Source organism: Stutzerimonas sp. 21-1 (assembly GCF_056336065.1).
In genome coordinates this window covers 1,504,128-1,525,571 of the sequence record NZ_CM150500.1, presented here as the reverse complement: position 1 = coordinate 1,525,571, position 21,444 = coordinate 1,504,128, and the positions used below count along the sequence as shown (strand labels likewise).

Annotated in this window: 18 protein-coding genes and 1 tRNA gene; 9 read left to right on the top strand and 10 right to left on the bottom strand. The window is 66.8% G+C overall.

Features of this window, described 5'->3' with window-relative positions; all coding sequences use genetic code 11:
* Positions 1-9 precede the first annotated feature (9 nt).
* Together AC0ZJQ_RS07580 and AC0ZJQ_RS07575 are read left to right on the top strand one after the other, a co-directional pair.
* The gene (locus AC0ZJQ_RS07580; protein ID WP_476477618.1) at positions 10-2,058 is read left to right on the top strand and encodes a pyridoxamine 5'-phosphate oxidase family protein; all 2,049 of its coding nucleotides are present in this window, start codon (positions 10-12) and stop codon (positions 2,056-2,058) included.
* A gap of 60 nt (positions 2,059-2,118) precedes the next feature.
* Complete coding sequence (locus AC0ZJQ_RS07575; RefSeq protein ID WP_155552859.1) at positions 2,119-2,595, top strand: nuclear transport factor 2 family protein; 477 nt, start codon at positions 2,119-2,121, stop codon at positions 2,593-2,595.
* Between the two features lie 217 nt (positions 2,596-2,812).
* Here AC0ZJQ_RS07575 and AC0ZJQ_RS07570 read toward each other — a convergent pair.
* The 5 genes from AC0ZJQ_RS07570 to AC0ZJQ_RS07550 all read right to left on the bottom strand — a co-directional run bounded on the left by AC0ZJQ_RS07570 (position 2,813) and on the right by AC0ZJQ_RS07550 (position 7,402).
* Positions 2,813-2,888: transfer RNA gene (locus AC0ZJQ_RS07570), tRNA-Thr, on the bottom strand.
* Between the two features lie 69 nt (positions 2,889-2,957).
* A complete protein-coding gene (locus tag AC0ZJQ_RS07565) occupies positions 2,958-3,722 on the bottom strand; it encodes a DUF3618 domain-containing protein (RefSeq protein WP_155552929.1) in 765 nt (254 codons plus the stop codon).
* Positions 3,722-4,147 carry a phage holin family protein gene (locus AC0ZJQ_RS07560; RefSeq protein WP_476477617.1) on the bottom strand — a complete coding sequence of 142 codons (426 nt, stop codon included), beginning with the start codon at positions 4,145-4,147 and terminating at the stop codon, positions 3,722-3,724. The genes AC0ZJQ_RS07565 and AC0ZJQ_RS07560 overlap by 1 nt, the downstream gene beginning before the upstream one ends.
* Entirely contained in the window at positions 4,144-4,875 is a 732-nt protein-coding gene (locus AC0ZJQ_RS07555; protein ID WP_476477616.1) for a hypothetical protein, read from the bottom strand. The genes AC0ZJQ_RS07560 and AC0ZJQ_RS07555 overlap by 4 nt, the downstream gene beginning before the upstream one ends.
* Positions 4,876-5,299: 424 nt before the next feature.
* The gene (locus AC0ZJQ_RS07550) at positions 5,300-7,402 is read right to left on the bottom strand and encodes a glycoside hydrolase family 5 protein (RefSeq protein WP_476477615.1); all 2,103 of its coding nucleotides are present in this window, start codon (positions 7,400-7,402) and stop codon (positions 5,300-5,302) included.
* 513 nt (positions 7,403-7,915) lie between these two features.
* Between AC0ZJQ_RS07550 and AC0ZJQ_RS07545 the strand changes: the two genes are divergently transcribed.
* Together AC0ZJQ_RS07545 and AC0ZJQ_RS07540 are read left to right on the top strand one after the other, a co-directional pair.
* On the top strand, positions 7,916-8,125 hold the full coding sequence (locus AC0ZJQ_RS07545; RefSeq protein WP_237264894.1) for a hypervirulence associated TUDOR domain-containing protein: 210 nt from the start codon (positions 7,916-7,918) through the stop codon (positions 8,123-8,125).
* Positions 8,126-8,131: 6 nt separating this feature from the next.
* Entirely contained in the window at positions 8,132-8,716 is a 585-nt protein-coding gene (locus AC0ZJQ_RS07540) for a DUF488 domain-containing protein (RefSeq protein ID WP_237264895.1), read from the top strand.
* Positions 8,717-8,736: 20 nt separating this feature from the next.
* Here AC0ZJQ_RS07540 and AC0ZJQ_RS07535 read toward each other — a convergent pair whose 3' ends face one another.
* The 3 genes from AC0ZJQ_RS07535 to AC0ZJQ_RS07525 form a co-directional block, all read right to left on the bottom strand.
* A complete protein-coding gene (locus AC0ZJQ_RS07535) occupies positions 8,737-9,573 on the bottom strand; it encodes a CvfB family protein (protein ID WP_008570067.1) in 837 nt (278 codons plus the stop codon).
* A gap of 48 nt (positions 9,574-9,621) precedes the next feature.
* Positions 9,622-11,955 carry a membrane-bound PQQ-dependent dehydrogenase, glucose/quinate/shikimate family gene (locus tag AC0ZJQ_RS07530; RefSeq protein ID WP_314020269.1) on the bottom strand — a complete coding sequence of 778 codons (2,334 nt, stop codon included), beginning with the start codon at positions 11,953-11,955 and terminating at the stop codon, positions 9,622-9,624.
* 98 nt (positions 11,956-12,053) lie between these two features.
* On the bottom strand, positions 12,054-13,199 hold the full coding sequence (locus tag AC0ZJQ_RS07525) for a PQQ-dependent sugar dehydrogenase (RefSeq protein WP_155552850.1): 1,146 nt from the start codon (positions 13,197-13,199) through the stop codon (positions 12,054-12,056).
* 157 nt (positions 13,200-13,356) lie between these two features.
* On the opposite strand from AC0ZJQ_RS07525, the gene AC0ZJQ_RS07520 reads away from it, so the two are divergent.
* The 4 genes from AC0ZJQ_RS07520 to AC0ZJQ_RS07505 all read left to right on the top strand — a co-directional run bounded on the left by AC0ZJQ_RS07520 (position 13,357) and on the right by AC0ZJQ_RS07505 (position 15,906).
* Positions 13,357-13,533: a hypothetical protein gene (locus AC0ZJQ_RS07520; protein WP_008570070.1), complete on the top strand. Its 177-nt coding sequence runs from the start codon at positions 13,357-13,359 to the stop codon at positions 13,531-13,533.
* An 87-nt stretch (positions 13,534-13,620) separates the two neighbouring features.
* Complete coding sequence (locus AC0ZJQ_RS07515; protein WP_155552848.1) at positions 13,621-14,346, top strand: RNA pseudouridine synthase; 726 nt, start codon at positions 13,621-13,623, stop codon at positions 14,344-14,346.
* Between the two features lie 158 nt (positions 14,347-14,504).
* On the top strand, positions 14,505-15,272 hold the full coding sequence (locus tag AC0ZJQ_RS07510; RefSeq protein ID WP_155552846.1) for a substrate-binding periplasmic protein: 768 nt from the start codon (positions 14,505-14,507) through the stop codon (positions 15,270-15,272).
* 73 nt (positions 15,273-15,345) lie between these two features.
* A complete protein-coding gene (locus AC0ZJQ_RS07505) occupies positions 15,346-15,906 on the top strand; it encodes a hypothetical protein (RefSeq protein ID WP_003289485.1) in 561 nt (186 codons plus the stop codon).
* Positions 15,907-15,913: 7 nt separating this feature from the next.
* Here AC0ZJQ_RS07505 and AC0ZJQ_RS07500 read toward each other — a convergent pair whose 3' ends face one another.
* Positions 15,914-16,102: a hypothetical protein gene (locus AC0ZJQ_RS07500; RefSeq protein ID WP_314020267.1), complete on the bottom strand. Its 189-nt coding sequence runs from the start codon at positions 16,100-16,102 to the stop codon at positions 15,914-15,916.
* 152 nt (positions 16,103-16,254) lie between these two features.
* On the opposite strand from AC0ZJQ_RS07500, the gene AC0ZJQ_RS07495 reads away from it, so the two are divergent.
* Positions 16,255-17,133: a DUF6279 family lipoprotein gene (locus tag AC0ZJQ_RS07495; protein ID WP_476477614.1), complete on the top strand. Its 879-nt coding sequence runs from the start codon at positions 16,255-16,257 to the stop codon at positions 17,131-17,133.
* Here AC0ZJQ_RS07495 and AC0ZJQ_RS07490 read toward each other — a convergent pair.
* Positions 17,108-21,424, bottom strand: coding sequence for a DEAD/DEAH box helicase (locus tag AC0ZJQ_RS07490; protein WP_476477613.1), 4,317 nt, complete (start codon positions 21,422-21,424; stop codon positions 17,108-17,110). The two genes, AC0ZJQ_RS07495 and AC0ZJQ_RS07490, sit on opposite strands and share 26 nt — an antisense overlap.
* Between the last annotated feature and the right edge of the window lie 20 nt (positions 21,425-21,444).

Below are 21,444 nucleotides of genomic sequence, written 5' to 3'. Positions count from 1 at the left end.
GCGTCAGTCATGAATGATCTGCCCGAACATCCCGCATCGCCCTGGCATGCCGGTGAGAGAGCGCTGCAGGAGCGCTTCAACGTAGCCGAACGGTTGGCCGTACTCGGGCGGCAAGTCATCCGCGACTACATGCCTGAGCAGCACCGCGATTTCTTTCGCCAGTTGCCATTCATGGTGGTCGGCGCGGTGGATGCCGACAATCGTCCCTGGGCCACCGTGCTCGAAAGGCCGGAAGGCTTTGTCACCTCCGCGGACCCGCAGCATCTGTTTCTGGCGGCGCACGCCGACCCACAAGACCCGGCGGCTGCCGGCCTGCGGGCGGGCCAGGCGATCGGCCTGCTCGGCATCGAGCTGCATACGCGCCGGCGCAATCGCATGAACGGCGTGATTCGGCGCGCCTCGGCCGATGGCTTTGAGGTGGTGGTCGAGCAGTCCTATGGCAACTGTCCGAAGTACATTCAGGAGCGCTCCTACACCCGCGTGCCGCCCCCGGCAGACGGCGTCGCACCGCGCCAGGATTTCAGCGCGCTGGACGAACGCACCCGCGCGCTCATTCGTGCGGCCGATACCTTTTTCGTCGCCAGCTACGTCGCGCATGACAGCCAGGCGCGCGCCGTGGATGTTTCCCATCGTGGCGGCCGTGCCGGTTTTATCAAGGTCGAAGGCAACCGCCTGACCATCCCCGATTACGCCGGCAACCGGTTCTTCAACACCCTGGGCAACCTGCAGACCAACTCGGTCGCGGGGTTACTGTTCATCGACTTCACCACTGGCGACCTGCTGCAACTCACCGGTCGCACCGAACTGCTGCTGGACAGCCCCTTGATCAGCACTTTCGAGGGCGCCGAGCGGCTCTGGACCTTGGAGGTCGAGCAGGCGGTGCTGCGCCCGGGCGCGCTGACGATCCGCTGGCAATTTCACGACTACGCCCCCACCAGCCTGGCAACCGGCACCTGGGCGGAAGCTGACCAGCACCTGCAGCGGGAGGCACAACGCCGGCAGTGGCAGTCATGGCGGGTCACGCATGTGCAACAGGAGAGCAGCGACATCCGCTCGTTCTTTCTCGAGCCGCCGGACAGCGCTGCCGTGCCATTCGCCGCGGGCCAACACTTGCCGATCCGCATCCACACCGCCGAGGGCGATGCCTTGGTCAGAACCTACAGCGTTTCCAGCGCGCCGTCGGACGGCTACATCCGTATCAGCGTCAAGCGGCAAGGCCGGGCCTCCGCGCATCTGCATGACAAGCTGCGGGCGGGCGACATGCTGGAGGTACGGCCGCCGCTGGGCAGCTTTACCCTGCAAGAAGACAGCGGACGGTCAGTGGTATTGCTGGGCGCCGGGGTCGGCATCACGCCGCTGATCTCGATGGCCCGAGAGCGGGTGGCGCAGAACCGGCAGCACCGCAAGGCGCGTGCGATTCATCTGTTCCAGAGCGCCAGAACCCTGGCCGACCTGCCCTTCCAGAATGAACTCACCGAACTGCAGCAACGCTCGAACGGGCTGCTGCACATCCACCGCGCGCTGAGCGCACCCGGCTCGGCGCAGCCGGAGCGCGATTACCAGATGGCGGGCCGCCTGGATTTCGCGCAGGTCAAGGCGCGACTGCCGCTGGATGATTACGACTTCTACCTGTGCGGCCCGGCGGGCTTTCTCCAGGACATGTACGACGGCCTGCGCAGCGTGAACATCCCGGACCAGCGCATCCATGCCGAGGCATTCGGCCCGTCGGCCTTGCGGCGCTCCGAAACCGGGCGGCCGCCGGCGCAGTCCCTTGCAGCCAGCGCACCGGTGCCGGTGCACTTTCGCGCATCAGCCACCGAAGCACACTGGACACCCGACAGCGGTAGCCTGCTGGAACTGGCGGAAAGCCGCGGCCTGAACCCCGAATTCAGCTGCCGTGGCGGCTCCTGCGGTACCTGCAGCACCCGGCTGATCCGCGGCAACGTGCATTACCCCACCCCACCGGCGCAGAGGCCTGCCAGCGATCAGGTGCTGATCTGCTGCGCGGTACCGGCGCAAACGGAGGGCGATCCTCAACCTCTGGTTCTCGATCTCTGACGTGGCCGGCGCTGATTCCTCGCCGCCATGGCCCTCTTCCCCGCCAACGGAGCAACCACCATGTCCACCTCGGAAATCCGTCAGCCCGTTCCTCCCTTCACCCGCGAGACCGCCGTGCTCAAAGTACGGCTCGCCGAAGACGGCTGGAACAGCCGCGATCCGGCCAAAGTGGCCCTCGCCTATACCGCCGACACCCGCTGGCGCAATCGGGCCGAATTTGCCAGCAGCCGCGCCGAGGCCCAGGCGTTTCTCACGCGCAAATGGAACCGGGAACTCGACTACCGCCTGATCAAGGAACTGTGGGCATTCACGGAAAACCGCATCGCCGTGCGCTACGCCTATGAATGGCACGACGACTCCGGCAACTGGTTCCGCTCCTACGGCAACGAGAATTGGGAGTTCGCAGAGAACGGCCTGATGGCCCGCCGCTTCGCCTGCATCAACGACCTGCCCATTACCGAGGAGCAACGAAAATTCCGCTGGCCCCTCGGACGCCGCCCGGATGACCACCCGGGTCTTTCGGAACTCGGTCTGTAAGGAGAGCGCGCATGGCGCTGCGCGAGCGTCCCGGCACAGCCTGTCGAGTCAGCTGACAGCGATTCGCCGCCCGGGAAGGATGAGGGCGTGCGAACCCGGCGGATTGCATCCAGCGCTGCCGCCGATCCGCTCTGAATCGTCAGCGCCTGCGGATCGGCCGCGTGACTGGATAGCAGGAAACAAAAAGCCCGCACTAAGCGGGCTTTTTGGAATTTCGTGGTGCCGGAGACAGGAGTCGAACCTGCGACCTTCGCATTACGAATGCGCTGCTCTACCTACTGAGCTACACCGGCGCCAGGCGGCGGATTATCGGGGGTTATGCGGTCGGACTCAAGCCCGACCGCATAACTTCTTTGCCACCCTTAATGCGGGCCAGAGGTAGGACGGCTCGGGTCGTGGTGCAGGTTCTGCTTGACCTTGCCGACCACCTCATCCGCCATCTCCCGGCCCTTCTCGCTCGCCTGGGCGTAACCGGCACGCGCCTTGTCGCGCAGTTTGCCGGTCACCCTGTCGCTGGTATCACCCATCAGCTCGTCTTCGCGACGGGTCAGCGGCATCGTGGCGGCGAGCAGCGCACCGAGGGCGATGCCCATCGCGCCGACGGCCAACGGCTGCTCGTCGAGCAATTGCGCAAACCCGCCGCGAGCACGCTCCGCCGTGTGCTTGAGGCTGTCGGCAGCCTGCCGGCCGGATTCGCCGACGCGGCTGCGTGCATCGCCCAGCGAATGCGAGACGCTGTGCCCGAGCTGGCTGGCGCGGTCCTTCATGCCGACGCCCTGCTGCTTCAGGTTCGAGGCCTTGGCGGCGAGCTTGTCGGTAGCGGACGGACCGCTGGTGGCGTGGTAATCCGGGCAGCGATTCTGGCCCGCCATCAGCCAGAGCAGGCCAACCGAGGTCAACACCGTCGGCACCGGATTGGCCTTCAGCGTATCGCTGAGGTTGTGCAGGAATTCGCCGCCGCCACCTTTGGCGTAGCCGAGAGCAGTGTCGATCATCTGGCCGGGCGACAGTTTGCTTTCCAGCGCATGGACGATGTTGCCGATCTCCGCGCGCTGCTGGTCGATTTCGCGCTCAAGGGTGTCCGGGTCCTTCTGCGCTTCTACGTCGATCTGGTTGTGCGTGCTCATCATGCATGCCCCCTGACGGCTTCTTTATCCTTCTGGATGGAATGGAGGGTGCGGTCGGGCTTGAACGACGAGGCCTCGAACTTCTTCTTGCCGGCCGAGACCATGATCAGGCCGATGACCACCACCACCCCGCCGACGATCAGGGCAGCGAGGGAGGGCTCCATCATCGTGGCGAGGAAATACACCGCCGCCAGCAGCAGAATGATGAACCCCGCCAGCAGCACCGCGCCGCCGGTCGCCACACTGGCGGCGCCGGCTTTGGTAGCGCGAAGCGATTCGCTGAGTTCGGCCTTGGCCAGTGCCAGTTCCTTGGTGAACAGGGAGGGCACCTCACGGGTCAGTTGGCGCAGCAGGCCGCCAACGGAGTTGTCCTGTTCGGTGTGCAGCGGTTCGTATGGCGTATTGAGGTTGCGTTGTTCGTTCATCGAGTCAGCCCTCCGTCGGTGCCTTTGCCATTGGTGGGATAGCTGGTCGCGCCGGAATCATGCCGGCGTGCCCCGGCGGGCGTCGTGGTCGCACCGGCGTTGCTGATGCTGCCCACCGGAGCGGCTGGCTGACCGCTGGACAGTCGCTCGTCGAGCTCCATCTGACTCGGCAGATCGGGAGTACTCGGCGTCGCACCGGCGCGCCCGAGCGGCGAGGTCGGATGCGGTCGCAGGGCGTCCGAATGGCCGTAGTCGACGGTTGGCTCATGCGCCTGCGCGCGCTGCCCGGAGGCACGGGCGAAGCGGGTCAGCCCAAAGCCGACGGCGATGCTGCCGGCGATGAACAGCGCCGGGTTATTGCGGGCGAGGCGATTGACCTCCCCGACCAGCTCGTCGACGCTCTTGCCGCGCAGGTTGTCGGCCAGTTCGACCATGCCCTGCGCCATCTCCGAGACGTATGTGGAAAGGCCGTTGTCCTGGTGCTGCAGCTCGTCCGCCGCGGCCTGCGCACTGCGCGCGACCTTTTCCAGCTCGTCGGCGGCGGTGCCGCGGTAGCTGTCCAGCTGCGCCTTGCCCTGTTGCTTCACCTCGTCGCCGACTTCTCGCGCCTTGGCCTTCAGATCGGCATCCGCGGCGCCATGCGAGCTGCCAGGGGTGGCGCTGTCCGGCGTCGGGCCTGATTGCGGCAGGCCGCCATAACCTGTGATGTCTTCATCGGGTGTCGTCATGTTGATCCACCTTCTATGAGTTTGGCCGAATGACTGTGTCCGCTGAAACACAGCGTTGCGGGCTTGTCCCGCCACGAGCCGCGCGGTTCACGGCGTGCACATAGAAGGTGACCGGACCCCATTTTTCGAGTTCCGTCGTTCTGGCCCAGCGGTCCGGGGGCTGGCGAGCGCGTTCCGGGCGCGGCAAAGCGCTCGGCTGCCCAGCGATCCGCCGGCGGATCGCCAGCTCGGTGCGCCAAGGCGGCGCCAACCGCGGGCTGCGGCGATTGCACGACCAACCAAGCGAAACGGCGCGCCGCAGGTCGCCGCATGACCGCGCAGTCAGTTTCAGCGCAGCGCGCCCCGACGAGCTGCATGCGGCACATTCGCCAGAAACGCAAAAACGGGCCCTGAGGCCCGTTCCTGTTTGCGCTGCGGAGTCGGCTTACAGTGGGCCGATGCTGCTGCAGCTGTTACTCGCCTTGGCGTGCTTCTGCAGAACCGGCAGTTGCGGACGCGCCTTGCCACTGGTCACGTCCAGCGAGAGTGCGTACTCGCCCCACCACGGACCTGCTGCCCAGTAGGTGCTGGGGATGCAGTTCTGCCGCAGGTAGGCCAGCAGGTTGTCGGTGGCGACGATGGCCGAGGGCGAGAAGTCCGGCACGCCGTGCTCGCCGATGTAGCCGCGCAGGTTGTTGCTCTTCAGCCACTCGACGAAGGGCTTGACGCGATTCACGCCGATCATCGGGTCGAACACTTCAGCCTTGTCGAAGTAGTTACCGGAGAAATCTTTGTCCACATACATGTGCGCTTCGAACACCAGGTTGTTCTTGCGATCGCGCATCCACGGATCGTTGATCAGCTGGGTGTTGTAGTGCGGCCAGTGGTAGGCGCTCGACCAGCGATCACCCGCCACGTAGATCCAGCGCTGGCTGTCCAGGGTTCGGATCGCCTTGGCGGCGGCCAGCGCAGCCTGCGGCCACAGTCCGTTGGTGGAGTACGGCTCGTTCATCAGGCCGTAACCTTCGACGGCCGGATGGCTGACGACCTGCTCGACGATCTGCTTCCACACACCAGCGAACGAGCTGATGGGTACTTCGCTGGAGCCGATCAGCTTGCCGAAGTAGCGGTAGTAGTTGTGCAGATCGAGGATGACCTTCACGCCGTGCTTGTGCGCGAAGTCCAGCGATTGCTTCAGACGCGCCAGCTCGGTGGCATTGAGTGGAGTGTTCAGCGTGGGCTGGATACGCTCCCAGAGGAACGGCAGGCGCACCAGTTTCATGCCCAGATCGGCGTACTTCTTATAGTACGACTCCGCCGGATAGGTGTAGTTGGTGCCGTGCACGCCCGGTACCACCGACGGGCCGAAGCCGGCGCCGGACAGGTTGACGCCGACCAGGCGCGGCTGGCCGTTGGTGGTGTCGGCCGGTGCCGTGGATTCAGCCGGTGCGCTAACGACCGGCTCCGAAACAGTCGGGCTGGTGACAGTGCCGCTGGTACTGGTGCCGCTGATGGCCGAAATGGTCTTCGGATAGCCCACCGCGTTGCCATCCAGAACCGCGCCATCCAGATAGACGCTCATGTTGCTGCCAGAAATGTAGGCGGCGGTGATCTTGCGCACCTGACCATCGGCCAGTTTCACCGAATTGCCCAACTTGAACGCAGCCTGGTTGGCAGCCGTGGCGGCAATGGAGAAACCAGGCGACTTGCGCCATACCCCGTTGAGCCAGTCGGTATTGGTGAAGTTGTTGAGGCCGCTGGTAGCGAGTGTGGTTTGCGTCGGTGCGGTAATTGCGGTTTCGGTCGAGCTACCGGAAACAACCGTCAGCTTGTTCGGATAGCCAACCACACTACCGTTTACTGCCGCGCCGTCGACCCAAACACTCATGTTGGAGCCTACAACCTGCACGGTCTTGATCTTGCGCAGCTGGCCATCAGCCAGTTTTACCGTAGCGCCCACAACGAACGCGCTCTTGCTTGCGCTAGTTGCCGGAATGGAGAAACCGGCCGACTTGCGCCATACGCCATTGAGCCAATCGGTACTGGTGAAGCTGTTGATACTGGAGGCGTAGGTGATGCCGCTCGAAACAGTGGTCGAAGTCCCGCTGGTGGGAGTCGTCGTCGAGCTGGTGGTCGACTCGGTGGTCGTGAATGTCACCGCGCTCACGCTGTTCGGCGCACCCACCTTGTTACCGTCGACAGCCGCGCCATCGAGGAACACGCTGAGGTTGCTGCCCACCACATAGACCTTGGTGACTTTGCGCACCTGCCCATCGGCCAGACGCACGCTGGCGCCGACCTTGAACGCGGCGTTATTGGCAGTCGAGGCCGGAATCGACAGCGCCGGCGCGGCGCGCCAGACCCCATTGAGCCAATCGGTGTTGGTGAAGCCGTTGATCTTCGCGCTGAGGGTCACAGTCGTCGACGCAGTGCTGAGCGCATCAGCGGCGAACACTGCAGAGGAAGCGGTAACGCCGCCCAGTACGGCAGCCAAGGCGATGGAAGCTACGAGCGCCTTACGGGAGCCGGCAAAAACGTTGATAGACATCTTTCTCTCCGAAACTTAATACGTCTAAAGGCGCCTTCGCGGCCTTTAAAAAAGTGCGGGAGGTCAATTGAGTCGTGGGTGGCACTGCTTGTCGGGAAGCCGCTTTGTCACAACTGAATGAACCAGTCAGCAATCGGAAAACCCGCTGTTCCACCCCTGAACAATCCGAATTAATCGTTGCGTGGCGGCTTTATAATAGGTTCCAAAAAATAATGGAAATCCAAACGACCATTTGCAGTCGCCAAAATATCGACACGCTTTAATAGTTGCTATTAATTCGCCACTGCAAAGTAGCAACTTGCCAGCAATCTAAGGGATTAATTACTGGCCTGCTAGAACGCATTTAACCGTCTAAAGGCGTCATTTTTTTGAATTGGCGGCGCAGTTTGTTTCAATTAAAAGTCCAATCTTTTCCGACAAACGGCGAGGCATCTGGGCGGCGGGAGGCCGGCCGCGAATCTTCCGTTGGCAGGCGTTGTCCCAACAGAACTGAGGTCACCACGGAGCAAGGCCATGAATCGATTCAAGGTGGGCGATCACGTCAGCTGGAATTCCGAGGCGGGGCGGGTCAGCGGCACCATCATCAAGGTCCATACGGCCGATACGCAGTACAAGGGGCACACCCGGCGCGCCAGCGCGGAGGAGCCGCAGTACGAGATCAAGAGTGACAAGACCGATCACATCGCCATGCACAAACCCGGTGCACTGACGAAGCTGGACTGACCCGGCATGAGCATGCCGGCCACGGTCTGGACCATCGGTCATTCGACGCGCCCGCTCGAGCAGTTCATCGCCCTGCTCGAGCACTACCGCATCGAGGGGATCGCCGATGTGCGCCGCCATCCGGGTTCACGCCGACTGCCGCAGTTCGGCTCGGACGCCCTGCGCGAAGCGCTCGCTGCCCGCGGCATCGCCTATGAATGGTTACCGGAGCTGGGCGGCCGCCGTCGCGCCGCGGCCGACTCGGTCAACCAGGCGTGGCGCAACGCTTCGTTTCGTGGCTATGCCGACCATCTGGCCAGCGCAGAGTTTGCCCGCGGCCTGGAACGCCTGCTGGCGCTGGCCGGCGAGCGCCGCACCGCGATGATGTGCGCCGAGGTGTTGTGGTGGCGCTGCCACCGCTCGCTGGTTTCCGATGTGCTGAAGGTGCGCGGCATCGAGGTGCTGCACATACAGGACGAGCAGCATCTGATCGCACACCCGTTCACCGCGCCGGCGCGGCTGGTCGATGGCGAGCTGAGTTACGCGCAAGACGCGGGAGAACCCCTGCGCCGGGATGCCGACGGTGGACGGCAGGCGCGCCTGGACATCTAGCGCGCCGCGACCCGACGCACTCAGGCGCGCTCGATGCGATCCGGGTGGATGACGATGCGCCCGTGCTTGTACAGGCCGCCGATGGCCTTCTTGAAGTTGCCTTTGCTGACGCCGAACTGGCGCGCGATCTCTTCGGCCGGGCTCTTGTCGCTCAGCGCCAGCACGCCCTGCCCCTCTTCCAGCTTCTGCAGGATCAGCGCCTGCAGCGCGTCAAGCGCTTCGCTGCCCACCGGCTGCAGGCTCAGGCTGATCTTGCCGTCGGCGCGCAGCTCCTTGATGAAGCCGCTCTCGCGCATCCCCGGGCGCAGGAACTTGAACGCTTCGTTCTTGTGGATCAGCCCCCAGTGCTGGCCGTTGATGATGGCCTTGAAGCCCAGCTCGGTGGCCTCGACCACGAGCAGATCCACCGCCTCGCCGACGGCGTAGTGCGGCGGCGTGCGGTCCAGATAGCGGTCGAGCCGCGCGGTGGCGGTGATGCGCCGCGTGCGTTTGTCCACGTAGACATAAACCACGCAGTAGTCGCCGACCTGCAGCGGGCGCTTCTCCTCCGAGTGCGGCAGCAGCAGGTCCTTCGGCAGGCCCCAATCGAGGAACAGGCCGACGCGGTTGATTTCCACCACCTTGAGGCTGGCGAACTCACCGACCTGCACCTTGGGCTTGTCGGTGGTGGCGATCAGTTTGTCCTCGCTGTCGAGGTAGACGAAGACGTTGAGCCAGTCGTCCACCTCGGTCGGCGCGTTCTTCGGGATATAGCGCTTGGGCAGGAGGATTTCGCCGTCCGCGCCGCCGTCGAGATAGAGGCCGAAACTGGTGTGTTTGACGACCTGCATGCTGTTGTAGCGCCCGATAGCGGCCATGATCCTGCCCTGTGTGTACAAAGGCGCGATTCTAGCAGCGCCGCGCGGTTAACGCGGCAATGCGTAGGCGATCACTGAATCCCCGGCATCGGTCCCCAGTGAGCCGTGGCCGCCGGCGACCACCACGACCATCTGCCGTCCCGAGGGGCTGCGGTAGGTCATCGGCGTCGCCTGTCCACCAGCCGGCAGGCGGGCTTTCCACAGTTCGCGCCCGGAGGTGCTGTCGTAGGCGCGCAGGTAGTAGTCCAGCGTGCCGCTGAGAAAGGCCACGCCGCCAGCGGTCAGCATCGGCCCGCCGAGGCTCGGCACGCCCATCTTGAACGGCAACGGCAGCGGCGCGCGATCGCGCACGGTGCCGTTGGTCCGCAACCAGTGGGTCTTGCCGGTGCGCAGGTCCGCGCCGGCGACGTAGCCCCACGGCGGCGCGCTGCAGGGCAGACCGAGCGGTGAGACAAACGGCTTGAGCTCGACGGCGAACGGCGAGCCGAAATTCTCGTTGAGGTAAGGCGGCTTGTCGGACACCAGCGTGCTGCTGTCGTCGGCACGCGGCACCAGCGTCGAGGTGAACGCCAGGTAGGCGGGCGCGCTGAAGACCAGCTGCCGGACCGGATCGACCGCCACCCCGCCCCAGTTGAACACGCCGAAGTTGCCCGGATAGACCAGCGTGCCCTGGGTCGACGGCGGCGTGTAACGTCCCTCGTAGCGCAGCGAATGGAACTGGATGTGGCAGAGCATCTGGTCGATCAGCGTCACGCCCCAAAGGTCCTTGCCGGTCAGTTTCGGCGGCTGGTAGGACAGCGCCGACACCGGCTGCGTCGCGGCCGTCCAGTCGCCCTCGGCCGCGCCCTGCGGCGCCGGCTCCTCGCGCACCGGCAGAATCGGCTCGCCGGTGCGGCGGTCCAGGACATAGATGTCGCCCTGCTTGGTTGGGGCCACCAGCGCCGGCACTGGCCCGGCCTCGGTCTGGATGTCGACCAGGCTCGGCTGCGCCGGCACGTCCATGTCCCAGAGGTCGTGATGTACCGTCTGGAACACCCAGCGCAGACGCCCGGTCTCGATCTCGAGCGCCGCCACCGAGGACGAAAAGCGCTCGCTGTTCTCGCTGCGCCGGCCGCCCCACTGATCGGGCACCTGATTGCCGAACGGCACGTAAACCAGCCCCAGCGCCTCGTCCGCGCTGGAGATGCTCCAGCTGTTCGGTGTGCTCTGGCTGTAGGTCTGGCCAGGGGCGATGGGCTCGGTCCGCTCCGGGTTGCCGGGGTCGAAGTTCCAGCGCAGCTCGCCGCTGCGCACATCGTAGGCGCGGATCACCCCGGACGGTTCGTGGCGGCGCACGTTGTCGTTCACCGCCCCGCCGATGATGACCAGCCCACGCGCGACCACCGGCGGCGAGGTCGAGTAATAGAAGCCTTCCTTGACGTTGGGCATGTTGGCCCAGAGGTTTACCTGACCGCCCTCACCGAACCCGGGGCAGAGCTTGCCGGTCTTCGCATCCAGCGCCAGCAGGCGGGCATCGGCGGTCGGCATGAACAGCCGCTGGCGGCATTGCTGCTCGTCCGGCGCCTGGCGCTCGACGTGGTAGGACAGCCCCCGGCACGTCAGGTGCTGGCGATTGCTGGAGTCGGGCACCTGCGGATCGAAGCGCCAGCGCTCCTCGCCGGTTTCGGCGTCGAGCGCGATGACGAGGTTGTGCGGCGTGCAGAGGTAGAGCGAATCGTCGATCTTCAGCGGCGTGACTTCGTAGGTGGTCTCGTCGGGGTCGCTGGGCCGGCGCAGGTCACCGGTGTGGTAGTGCCAGACCGGCTCGAGGCGCTCGACGTTCTGCGGGGTGATCTGCGCCAGCGGCGAATAACGCTGGCCCAACTGGGTGCGGCCGTAGGCGTGCCAGTCGCCGTCGGGTACTTCGCCCGGCCCGGTTGCCGGCGCCTCGGCCAGCGGCGGCGGCAGCATGCCCTTGACGTCGTTCACGTCGCGCCCAAGGGCCAGTACCGCCGTCGTGCCCCAGAGCACGACGGCCAGCAGCAGCGGCAGCGCCGCGCCGCCCCAGGCGCGCAGGCCGAAGTGCTGCCAGCTCAGGCGCTGAACGATCCAGGGCATCAGCAGCCACAGGCCGAACGGCGCGATGAGGCTGCCGCGCGGCGCCAGCTGCCACCAGTCCAGCCCGACCTCGTACAGCGCCCAACCGAGCGCCGCGAGCATCAACAGCGCATAGAGCCACAGCGCCGCGCGCCGACGCATGAGCAGCAGAATGCCCACCAGCAGGAATCCCGCGCCGACCGCGGCGAAGTACCAGGTGCCGCCGAGATCGAACAGCCGTACGCCGCCGATGATGAGTGCGAGCCCGAGAAGAATGCCGAATACACCGCTGATGACGACCGCCACTGCTGCCTCCTGTCCAGTGGACTGCGCACGCTGCCGCCATGGCGGCCCTGGTCAGTGGACCGACATGTGGCGCAATCGCTCCCTGGACGGCAGGAAATTCACTCCCCTTCCAGCCCCAGCCGCAGCAACCGGCCATCGCTGTCGTCGGTCAGCAGATACAGATAGCCATCCGGTCCGAGACGGACGTCGCGGATACGCTCGCCCATCGACTCCAGCAAGCGCTCCTCGTGGACGATACGGTCGCCGTCGAGCTGCAGGCGGATCAGGGTCTGCGCCGACAGTGAGCCGATGAACAGGTTGTGCTTCCAGGCGGGGAAGCGCTCGGCATCGTAGAAGGCCATGCCACTGATGGCGGGCGACTTCTTCCAGACGTACAGCGGTGGCTCGGTGCCTTCCACGGTCGTGCCCTTCGCCTCGGGAATCGGCAGCAGGCTGTAGTTGATGCCGTGCGTGGCCAGCGGCCAGCCGTAGTTTTTCCCGGGCTGGGGAATGTTGATTTCGTCGCCGCCGCGCGGGCCGTGCTCGTGAGTCCAGAGCTGCCCGCTCCAGGGGTTCAGCGCAGCACCCTGCTGGTTGCGGTGGCCATAGGACCAGATTTCCGGCCGCGCGCCCTTGCGATCGACGAAGGGGTTGTCCTCCGGCACGCGGCCATCGGGATAAAGCCGCACCAGCTTGCCCTGCAGCTTGTCCAGTTCCTGCGCGGTGGGCCGCTGGTTGTTCTCGCCGAGCGCGATGAACAGATAGCCGTCGCGGTCGAACACCAACCGCGAACCGAAGTGCACGCCCGTCGACAGCTTGGGTTGCTGGCGGAAGATCACCTGAAAATCCTCCAGCCGCGTGCGATCTTCGCTCAACCGCCCGCGCCCGACCGTGGTGCCGGCCCGGCCGTTTTCGCCAGCCTCCGCATAGCTGAGATACACCAGCCGGTCACTCTGGAACGTCGGCGACAGCGCCACATCGAGCAATCCGCCCTGGCCACTGGCGAACACCTCCGGCACGCCAGCCAGCGGCGCTGAGCGCGAGCCGTCCAGCCCCACCAGGCGCAACCGGCCGGGTCGTTCGGTCACCAGCAGGTGCTCGCCATCGGGCAGGAACGCCAGCGCCCAAGGGTTTTCCAGCCCCGCCGCCACCTCTTCCAGCCGCAGCTGACCGAGTTCGCTGCGGTACCGTTGTGGCTCGGCGGCGATAACCGGGGCCGAAGCAAACAGGGCGACAAACACAACGGCAATGAGGGGATGCGACATGAGTTTCTCCACAGTTCGAGCCGACGACCGCCTCAGTAAAGAACAAAGCCAGCGGACGCGCACCCAACACCTCCGCACGACTGCTCAGCGGAAAAGTGAACAAAAGTCAACAGAATCTGTATAATGCCCGGTTCGACTGATATACGGAAAAGTGATCATGGCCACCAAAGCCGCTGCCAAGCGCAAGCCCGAACCCGCTTTCGAAACCAGCCAGTCCCTGGCCGACCAGATGGCCGCCTTCCTCAAGGCCGGCGGTGAAATCCAACAGATTCCCAACGGAGTCAGCGGCCAGACCCAAGGGCCGTCGCGTCAGATCACCATCAGCAAGAAGTGATCGGCTCCTCCCGCTGAAACGCCCCTCGGCGAGCCCTGCCATCCGCGCAGCGGCTCGCCGCGTTTTTTACCCCCTTCCGAGCCCATCATGACCGACCCCGTACGCCTGTCCAAACGCCTCGCCGACCAGCTCGGCTGCTCCCGGCGCGAAGCCGAGCTGTATATCGAAGGCGGCTGGGTGACGGTGGACGACCAGGTGGTGCAGGCGCCGTTCTTCAAGGTCCAGCCAGCGCAGCGACTGACCCTGCTGCCGGGCGCCACCGCGAGCGAGATTGCCCCGGTCACGCTGCTGCTGCACAAGCCGGCTGGCGCGTCCGTGCCGACCGATGCCGCGGCCGCCCTGCAATTGCTCTCGGCCGCCGGCCACTGGGCCGAAGACCCGAGCACCACCGCCCCGCTGCAACGCCACCTGCTGCGCCAGAACGTGCTGCTGCCGCTCGAGGACGAAGCCAGCGGGCTGCTGGTGTTCAGCCAGCAACGCGAAGTGATCCGCCTGCTGAGCGATGCGCGCAGCAAGCTGGAGCAGGAATTCATCGTTGAGGTCAGCGGCGAACCGGAAGCGGACGGCCTGGCACTGCTCGGCAAAGGCATCGGCCATCGCGGCCGAATTCTGCCCAAAGCCAAGGCCAGCTGGCAGAACGAAACCCACCTGCGCGTGGCCGTCAAACAACCGCAACCCGGCGAGTTGCGCATGCTCTGCGAGGCCATCGGCCTGCGCGTGCTCGGCTACAAGCGCATTCGCATCGGCCGGCTGTCGATGGCCAAGCTGCCGCTGGGCCAGTGGCGCTTCCTCGGCGAACACGAGCGCTTCTGAGCCCACCGTTCGGCGGCTGGCTTTACCAGAAGCGCTGGCAACCCGTACGCTCGCTTGCAGCATCCGCCGGCTGAACCAGTCCAAGCGGAGCGCTGTCCGACGACAGCATTGCCACCGAATCCGTCGCGGCGGATTCGTTTCCCTCCGGCGGATCATCGATGTTCAGACTGCTTGCGCTGCTGATTCTCTGTTCGTTGAGTGCCCAGGCGACCGAGCGGATCGAGGTCTGGACCTATCACACGTCACCGCCGTTCGCCAACGAGCAGAGTACGGGCCTCTCGGAAGCGCTGGTAGCGCTGCTCAACGAGCACCCGTCCAACCACGCCCGCTATTTTTTCGTGCTGAGCCAGCTGCCACGCCGGCGGCTCGATGCCCGACTCGCCGAAAACCGCCCCGGTGTGCTGCTGTGGGCCACGCCCACATTCTTTCCGTCCAAGCTGGTGGCCCGCGCGCGCTGGACGTCGCCGCTGCTCTGCGACACCCAGGACTTCGTTTCGCCAGCGAGCCGTCCGTTCGACTACGAAGGCCCCGAATCGCTGTATGGCCAACGCCTCGGCGGCGTGCTCGGGCATTACTACCAGACCCTGCAGGACGACATCGACAAAGGCCGGATTCGTCGCGAGGACGTGCATTCCGATCTGCAGAACCTGCACAAGCTGCTCTCCGGGCGCATCGACGTCGCGCTGCTGCCGCGCTCGGCGCGCTACTTCTACGAAGCCACCGAGATACCGCCGGCACGCCTGCACGTATCGGATGTGCCGCTCTACACCTTCGAGCGCCACATCCTCATCACCTCCAGTCTTAACCCGGCCGCGACCCAGTTCATCCAGCAGCTGATCACCGATCTGCCGCACAGCGCCCGCTGGCAGGGCCTGTTGCGCCGCTACGGGCTGCAGCGGATGAACGCCCCCTGCACCACCTACTGAGCGCAAACGACTCTGGCGAAGCGCGGTGCGCACGGCCCATACTGGCGAACCTCAAAAGGAGAGCGAGTTCACAATGAGACATGCGCTGGCGATTGCGCTGCTGATGTTGCTCGGCGGCTGCGCTTCACAATCGTGCGACCAGCCCTGGAGCGACAGCCGCTGCCGGGCGGAACGCCTGCTGTACCAGAACGACCTGCTGCAGGCGAAGATCCTGATCGCCTCCGGAGACGAGGAAGGCTACGAGCTGGCCGATGCGCTGCTCGACCGCAGCGCGCCACAGGATCGACGCGGCGAAACCGAGTTCTACCAGGCGCTGTTGATGATCCGCCTCGGCCCGGAACCCTCCGAGGTGCTGCACCTGCTGGAGAAGGCCAAGGACAAGGGCCATCCGCACGCGGTCGCCCTGCTCTACAAGATTTACATGGAGCCCTATCTGATCGAGGAGCGCGACATCGCCAAGGCGGACGCCTACCGCGAAGCCTACGCGCAGCTCGACGTCGCCCAGAGCGGCTATCCGTCCTTCGAGAAGGCCCTGGCGCTGGTGTCGCAACTGGTCGAACCGCCGCCGCCAGCCGCCGAGTATCGCGCGCCCTGCCCGCAGTACTGCCTGGAGCAGGCGCAACAGCCACGCTGAACGCCAGTCAGGGTGCCGGCGTCTGCGACAGGCGCGGCTCCTCGTCGCCGTTGGCCACCGCACGGGCCTGCGCTTCGCTGGCGTAAGGCCCGCCGATCACCGCGCCATCCAGCTCCACGACCCAGCACACCGCCCAGGTCGGGCGCCATGCCTTGGGAACATCCTCACCGCTCAGGTGCTTGATCTGTGCGCGCATGATATTTCTCCCGCGTTGATTGAATGAATCGCCACCGCGCCCTGGGACGCGGCCTACGCTAGAAGTGACCGCGTGCGCGGCGGGTTCTCACCTGTCGCCCGACGAAAGCCCAGCCCAGGCGCGCGCAGAAGACGAACAGACGAGGACCGACGATGCACTGCACCTGCCGGGTACTGTTGTCGCTACTGTTCTGCAGCGTTGTACTGGTCGGCTGCAGCCGCGCGACGCTGGTCTATCGCAACCTCGACGTGCTGGTGCCGTGGTCGCTCAACGACTACCTCGACCTGAACCGCGCACAGCAAGACCGGCTTCGCGAGCGGATCAGGACGCATCTGGCCTGGCATTGCCGCAGCCAGCTACCGGACCTGCTCGACGACCTGCAGCGTCTGCAACACGACAGCACCCACCGCAGGCTGGACGGCGACCAGCTGCAGCCGTACTACCGGGACATCCGCCAGGCGATCCAGGCCATTGCGGTAGAGATCACCCCCACCGCCACCGAACTGCTGCGCGCACTGGACGACACGCAGGTGCGCGAGCTGGCGCAGGCGCTGGAGGCGGATCGGCGCGAACACCGCGAGCAATACCTGGCGCCGCCGTTGCCCCAGCAGATTCGCGAACGTGCCGAGCGCATGGGCGAACGTCTCGAACACTGGCTCGGCCCGCTCGATGCGGCGCAGCGCCAGCGCGTGCTGGCCTGGTCGCACAGCCTGGGCGAGCAGAACGCACGCTGGCTGAACAACCGCGAACAATGGCAGCGCGAGCTGCTCGACACCGTACGCCAGCGCGATCGGGCCGATTTCGCGGCGCGCATCGCCCGGCTGCTGCAGGACCGCGAAGCGCTGCTCGGTGACGCCGACCGTGCCGCACTGCAGCACGCCGAACGGGCCGCGCTGGCTCTGCTGGCCGACCTGCACGGCATGGCCGACGCGCGCCAGCGCGAGCACCTTGTCCAGCGCTTGCAGCAGATGCGCCAGGACCTCGCCGGCCTGGAATGCTTACCGGCTAGCGCCGCGCCAGCGCGCGCCTGACCAGCTCCTGCTCCGGCGCCTGCAGCTCGACCAGCCACTGCGGCTTGCCTGCCACCAGCGCCGCCAGCGGCACGCCGTCGCGGTAGAGAATGCGGTTGCCCGGCAACGCCGGCACCTTGTTGCCCGGCAACAGCGTACCCAGCTGGTTCAGCGGATCGACCGCCGATACCGCCAGCAGCTCGCCGGAGGGCGGGCGCTTGCGCACTTCGCGCAGCAGACCGAGCGCGTCCGGCAGCGCGAACTGTTCGCCGGCCACGCCCGCGACGAAGCGCCCGCCGCGAATCTCGCCACGCGCCTCCAGCCGGTGATACACCCGCAGCAGCTCGCGCCAGGGCGGCAGCCAGTCTGCCTCGCGCGCCAGCAACCGCCAGAACACCACACCGTAGCGGCGCAGCAGTACCCGGGCGATATGCTCCAGCGCCTCGCCATCGACCGCGGATCGACTGTCCGCCAGCGCCTCGGCTGCCGCCGGCCTGCGCACCAGCGCCCAGCGACCAGCATCCGCCATGCCGCCGATGAAGGCACCGCCGCGGCTGCGCCGCGTGGTGCGCGCACGCTTGCTGGCCGGCGTCAGCAACGCGCGCAGGCCGGCGAAGCTGTCGGCGTTCACCTGCCCCGCCGCCGCCAGTTCGCCAAGCGCATCCTCCAATTCGCTGCGCAGCAGGTGTGCCTCGTGCTGCAGCTCGTCGAAGAACAGCGCACCGAGCGTCTGCAAACAATCGAGCACCCGCTGTGCCCGCGACGACAGCTGCGCCAGCGGCGCGCCGCTGGCCAGCGCCTGCCAGACCGCGAGCTGGCGCCGCGGCAGCAGCACGATGGGCGTGCCGCGCACCGGCCCGCCGCCGGCCTTCGGACGCCCGGCCAGCCGCGTCCAGACGATGCGCCCGGAGCGGCACAGCTCGTCCAGCCAGTGGCCGCCGTAGTCCTGCAGGCGCGCTGGCAGCAGATCGCTTTCCCATGCGCCCGCAGCCGCCTGGAAGCCTTCGAGCTGCTCGACCAGGGTGTCCAGCGCGTCGCGCCCCTGCATGCGCGTGGCGGCGGACAGGTGCTGCCAGTCGGCGAGAAAGCGCATGAAATCGGCGCGTTCCACCGGCTCGATCTCGCGACGCAGACGCTTGACCGTGTAGCGATGGATGCGCGCCAGCAGATGCCGCTCGCACCACTCATCCTCGCCCGCCGCCGGGGTGAAGCGGCCGCGCAGCACGTAGCCCTGGGCTTCCAGGCGGGTCAGCGCCTGCGCCACGGCCGAGGCCGGCAAGGCCAGCGGCCGGGCGATCAGCGGCACCGGCAGCGGGCCGAAGCCGCTCAGCCGCGCGCGGATCAGCTCCACCAGCGCATCCTCTTCCGCCAGCTCGCGGTCGTACCCGGCCGGCGGCTGCAGCCTGGGCTCGCACGGCGCCTGCGGGTAGATCGCGCGCAGCCATGCCAGCCGCTCCAGCGCCACCCACAGCGCGCGATCATGGGCGACCTGCAGGCGCGTCGCCCGGCCGCCGCGCGCCAGCTCGGCGAGCCAGTCGGGCCATTGCGACTGCGTGGCGGCCTCGGTTTCGGCGATGCAGCCCAGCGCCATCAGCGCCTCGTGCATCTCGTCGGCCGAGCGCGCCTCGGGCCAGGCTTCCTCGCTGACGGCGGCAATCGCCAGCGGGTCCAACGCGCCAAGGTCATCGGCCGATTGCGGGTCGCTCCAGCGCCGAGCGAGCACCGCCTGGGTGCGGCGCTCCTCCAGCGGGGCGTCATCGAGAAAGGCGTAGGGACGCGCGCCAAGCACCTCCATCGCCAGCGGCGACGGCGCCGGCAGGTCGCGCGCCAGCAGCTCGACCTCGCCGCTTTCCATGCGCCGCAGCAAGGCCAGCCAGCCTTCGCTGTCCATCGCCTCGTGCAGGCAGTCGTCGAGGGTCTGGCGCACCAGCGGGTGCTCGGGAATCTCCCGTTCACCGACGATGTTCTCCAGGCAGGCCACCTGATCGGGAAACACCGTGGCCAGCAGGTCTTCGCTTTTCATCCGCTGCAGCTGCGGCGCCACCTTGCGCCCGCCTGCCATGCGCGGCAGCGCCAGCGCGGTGGTGGCGATCCAGCGCCAGCGCACGCCGAACAGCGGCGCGTCGAGCAGCGCCTGGATCAGCACCTGCTCGGCGCTGGCCGAATGCAGGTAACGCCAGACCTCATCCAGCGCAAAGCTGTGGCTGGTCGACAGCGACAGGATAATCGCATCCTCGGTCGCCGCCGCCTGCAGCTCGAAGTTGAAGGTGCGGCAGAAGCGCTTGCGCAGCGCCAGCCCCCAGGCACGGTTGATACGGCTGCCGTAGGGCGAATGAATGACCAGCTGGGTGCCGCCGGATTCGTCGAAGAAACGCTCCATGATCAGCCGCCGCTGGGTCGGCAGCGCGCCCAGCGCAGAGCGCGCGCGGGCCAGGTATTCGACGATCTGCCGCGCCGCCGGCTCGGTGAGACCGAGCACATCCAGCAGCCAGGCGATGGCCGGCTCCAGGCGCGCATCACCGGCCTGCTCGGCCGCGGCCAGGCGCTGGTCGATCTCCTCGCGCAGACGCGCCACGGCGAAGGACAGCTCGTCGCTGCGGCCCGGCGCCTCGCCGAGCCAGAACGGAATGTTCGGCGGTGTGCCCTGGGCGTCCTCGACGCGCACCCGCCCCGGCTCGATCTTGAGGATGCGATAGGAGGTGTTGCCAAGCTGGAACACGTCGCCGGCCAGGCTCTCCACGGCGAAATCCTCGTTCACCGTGCCGATGTTCAGGCCCTGGGGTTCGAGCAGCACCGCGTAGTCGGCGTTGTCGGCGATGGTGCCGCCGGAGGTCAACGCGACCAGCCGGCCGCCGCGACGGGCGCGCAGGCTGTGCGTCGCCAGGTCGCGATGCAGGTAGGCGCCGCGGGCGCCGTGGCGGGTCGTGTAGCCCTCGGCGAGCATCGTCAGCAACGCCTGGTAGCCGGCCTCGTCCAGCGCGGCATAGGGCATGGCACGGCGGATCAGCGCCAGCAGCGCCGCCTCCGGCCATTCGCCACAGGCCACTTCGGCGACGATCTGCTGGGCCAGCACATCCAGCGGCGCCTGCGGAATGCGCAGCACGTCCAGCTCGCCGCGGCGCACGGCATCAAGCAGCGCGGCACATTCGATCAGGTCATCGCGCGAGCTGGGAAACAGCCGCCCCTTGGAGATCCCCGCGACCTGATGCCCGGCGCGACCGACGCGCTGCAGAAAGGCGGCGATCGAGCGTGGCGAACCGAGCTGGCAGACCAGTTCCACGTCGCCGATATCGATGCCCAGCTCCAGCGAGGCGGTGGCGACCAGCACCCGCAGGTCGCCGCGCTTGAGCTTCTGCTCGGCCGTCAGCCGCTGCTCGCGCGCCAGACTGCCGTGGTGCGCGGCAACCACGGCGCTGCCCAACCGCTCGGCCAGATGCCGGGTGGTGCGCTCGGCCATGCGCCGCGTGTTGACGAACACCAGCGTGGTGCGATGCTCACCGGCCAGCGCCGCGAGGCGGTCATAGACCAGCGCCCAGGCGTCGTTGCTCATCACCGCTTCCAGCGGCACCGGCGGCACTTCCAGCGCCAGATCGCGCGCACGGCCGTGGCCGATATCGACGATTTCGCACGGCCGTCCGGTTCCAGCCAGAAAGCGCGCCACGGCCTCGATCGGCTTCTGCGTCGCCGACAGCCCGACGCGCACCAGCGGCCGCCCGCACAGCGCCTCCAGGCGCTCCAGCGACAGCGCCAAGTGGCTGCCGCGCTTGTTGCCGGCAATCGCATGGATCTCGTCGACGATCACGCTGCGCACGTCGCGCAGCATCTGCCGCCCGGACTCCGAACCCAGCAGCACGTAGAGCGATTCCGGCGTGGTGACCAGAATGTGCGGCACCCGCTTGCGCAGCGCCGCGCGCTCGGCCTGCGGCGTGTCGCCGGTGCGCACAGCGGTGCGAATGGCCACCGGCGGCAGGCCGAGGCGCTCCAGCTCGGCGGCGATGCCGGCCAGCGGTAGCTCCAGGTTGATATGGATGTCATTGGACAGCGCCTTGAGCGGCGAGACGTAGAGCACCTGCGTGCCATCGGCCAGCCCGTCGTCGGCCAGGCCCTGGCGCACCAGCGCGTCGATGGCAGCGAGAAACGCGGTCAGCGTCTTGCCCGAGCCGGTCGGCGCGGCCACCAGCGTCGAGCGTCCCGCGTGGATCAACGGCCAGGCCGCGGCCTGGGCCGGCGTCGGTGCCGGAAAGTTGCGGGCGAACCAGCCCGCCACAGCGGGATGGAAAAGGCTCAGCAGATCGGTGCGCGAGGTGTTCATGCGCTCGAATATGCTGCCGC

Bases quoted from the DNA above. Each gene is read 5' to 3' on its own strand.
- AC0ZJQ_RS07525 (WP_155552850.1), bottom strand. From the start codon at position 13,199: ATGTCGCATCCCCTCATTGCCGTTGTGTTTGTCGCCCTGTTTGCTTCG.
- AC0ZJQ_RS07555 (WP_476477616.1), bottom strand. From the start codon at position 4,875: ATGACGACACCCGATGAAGACATCACAGGTTATGGCGGCCTGCCGCAA.
- AC0ZJQ_RS07535 (WP_008570067.1), bottom strand. From the start codon at position 9,573: ATGGCCGCTATCGGGCGCTACAACAGCATGCAGGTCGTCAAACACACC.
- AC0ZJQ_RS07515 (WP_155552848.1), top strand. From the start codon at position 13,621: ATGACCGACCCCGTACGCCTGTCCAAACGCCTCGCCGACCAGCTCGGC.
- AC0ZJQ_RS07540 (WP_237264895.1), top strand. From the start codon at position 8,132: ATGAGCATGCCGGCCACGGTCTGGACCATCGGTCATTCGACGCGCCCG.
- AC0ZJQ_RS07495 (WP_476477614.1), top strand. From the start codon at position 16,255: ATGCACTGCACCTGCCGGGTACTGTTGTCGCTACTGTTCTGCAGCGTT.
- AC0ZJQ_RS07510 (WP_155552846.1), top strand. From the start codon at position 14,505: ATGTTCAGACTGCTTGCGCTGCTGATTCTCTGTTCGTTGAGTGCCCAG.
- AC0ZJQ_RS07490 (WP_476477613.1), bottom strand. From the start codon at position 21,424: ATGAACACCTCGCGCACCGATCTGCTGAGCCTTTTCCATCCCGCTGTG.
- AC0ZJQ_RS07565 (WP_155552929.1), bottom strand. From the start codon at position 3,722: ATGAGCACGCACAACCAGATCGACGTAGAAGCGCAGAAGGACCCGGAC.
- AC0ZJQ_RS07545 (WP_237264894.1), top strand. From the start codon at position 7,916: ATGAATCGATTCAAGGTGGGCGATCACGTCAGCTGGAATTCCGAGGCG.
- AC0ZJQ_RS07520 (WP_008570070.1), top strand. From the start codon at position 13,357: ATGGCCACCAAAGCCGCTGCCAAGCGCAAGCCCGAACCCGCTTTCGAA.
- AC0ZJQ_RS07500 (WP_314020267.1), bottom strand. From the start codon at position 16,102: ATGCGCGCACAGATCAAGCACCTGAGCGGTGAGGATGTTCCCAAGGCA.
- AC0ZJQ_RS07550 (WP_476477615.1), bottom strand. From the start codon at position 7,402: ATGTCTATCAACGTTTTTGCCGGCTCCCGTAAGGCGCTCGTAGCTTCC.
- AC0ZJQ_RS07560 (WP_476477617.1), bottom strand. From the start codon at position 4,147: ATGAACGAACAACGCAACCTCAATACGCCATACGAACCGCTGCACACC.
- AC0ZJQ_RS07505 (WP_003289485.1), top strand. From the start codon at position 15,346: ATGAGACATGCGCTGGCGATTGCGCTGCTGATGTTGCTCGGCGGCTGC.
- AC0ZJQ_RS07580 (WP_476477618.1), top strand. From the start codon at position 10: ATGAATGATCTGCCCGAACATCCCGCATCGCCCTGGCATGCCGGTGAG.
- AC0ZJQ_RS07575 (WP_155552859.1), top strand. From the start codon at position 2,119: ATGTCCACCTCGGAAATCCGTCAGCCCGTTCCTCCCTTCACCCGCGAG.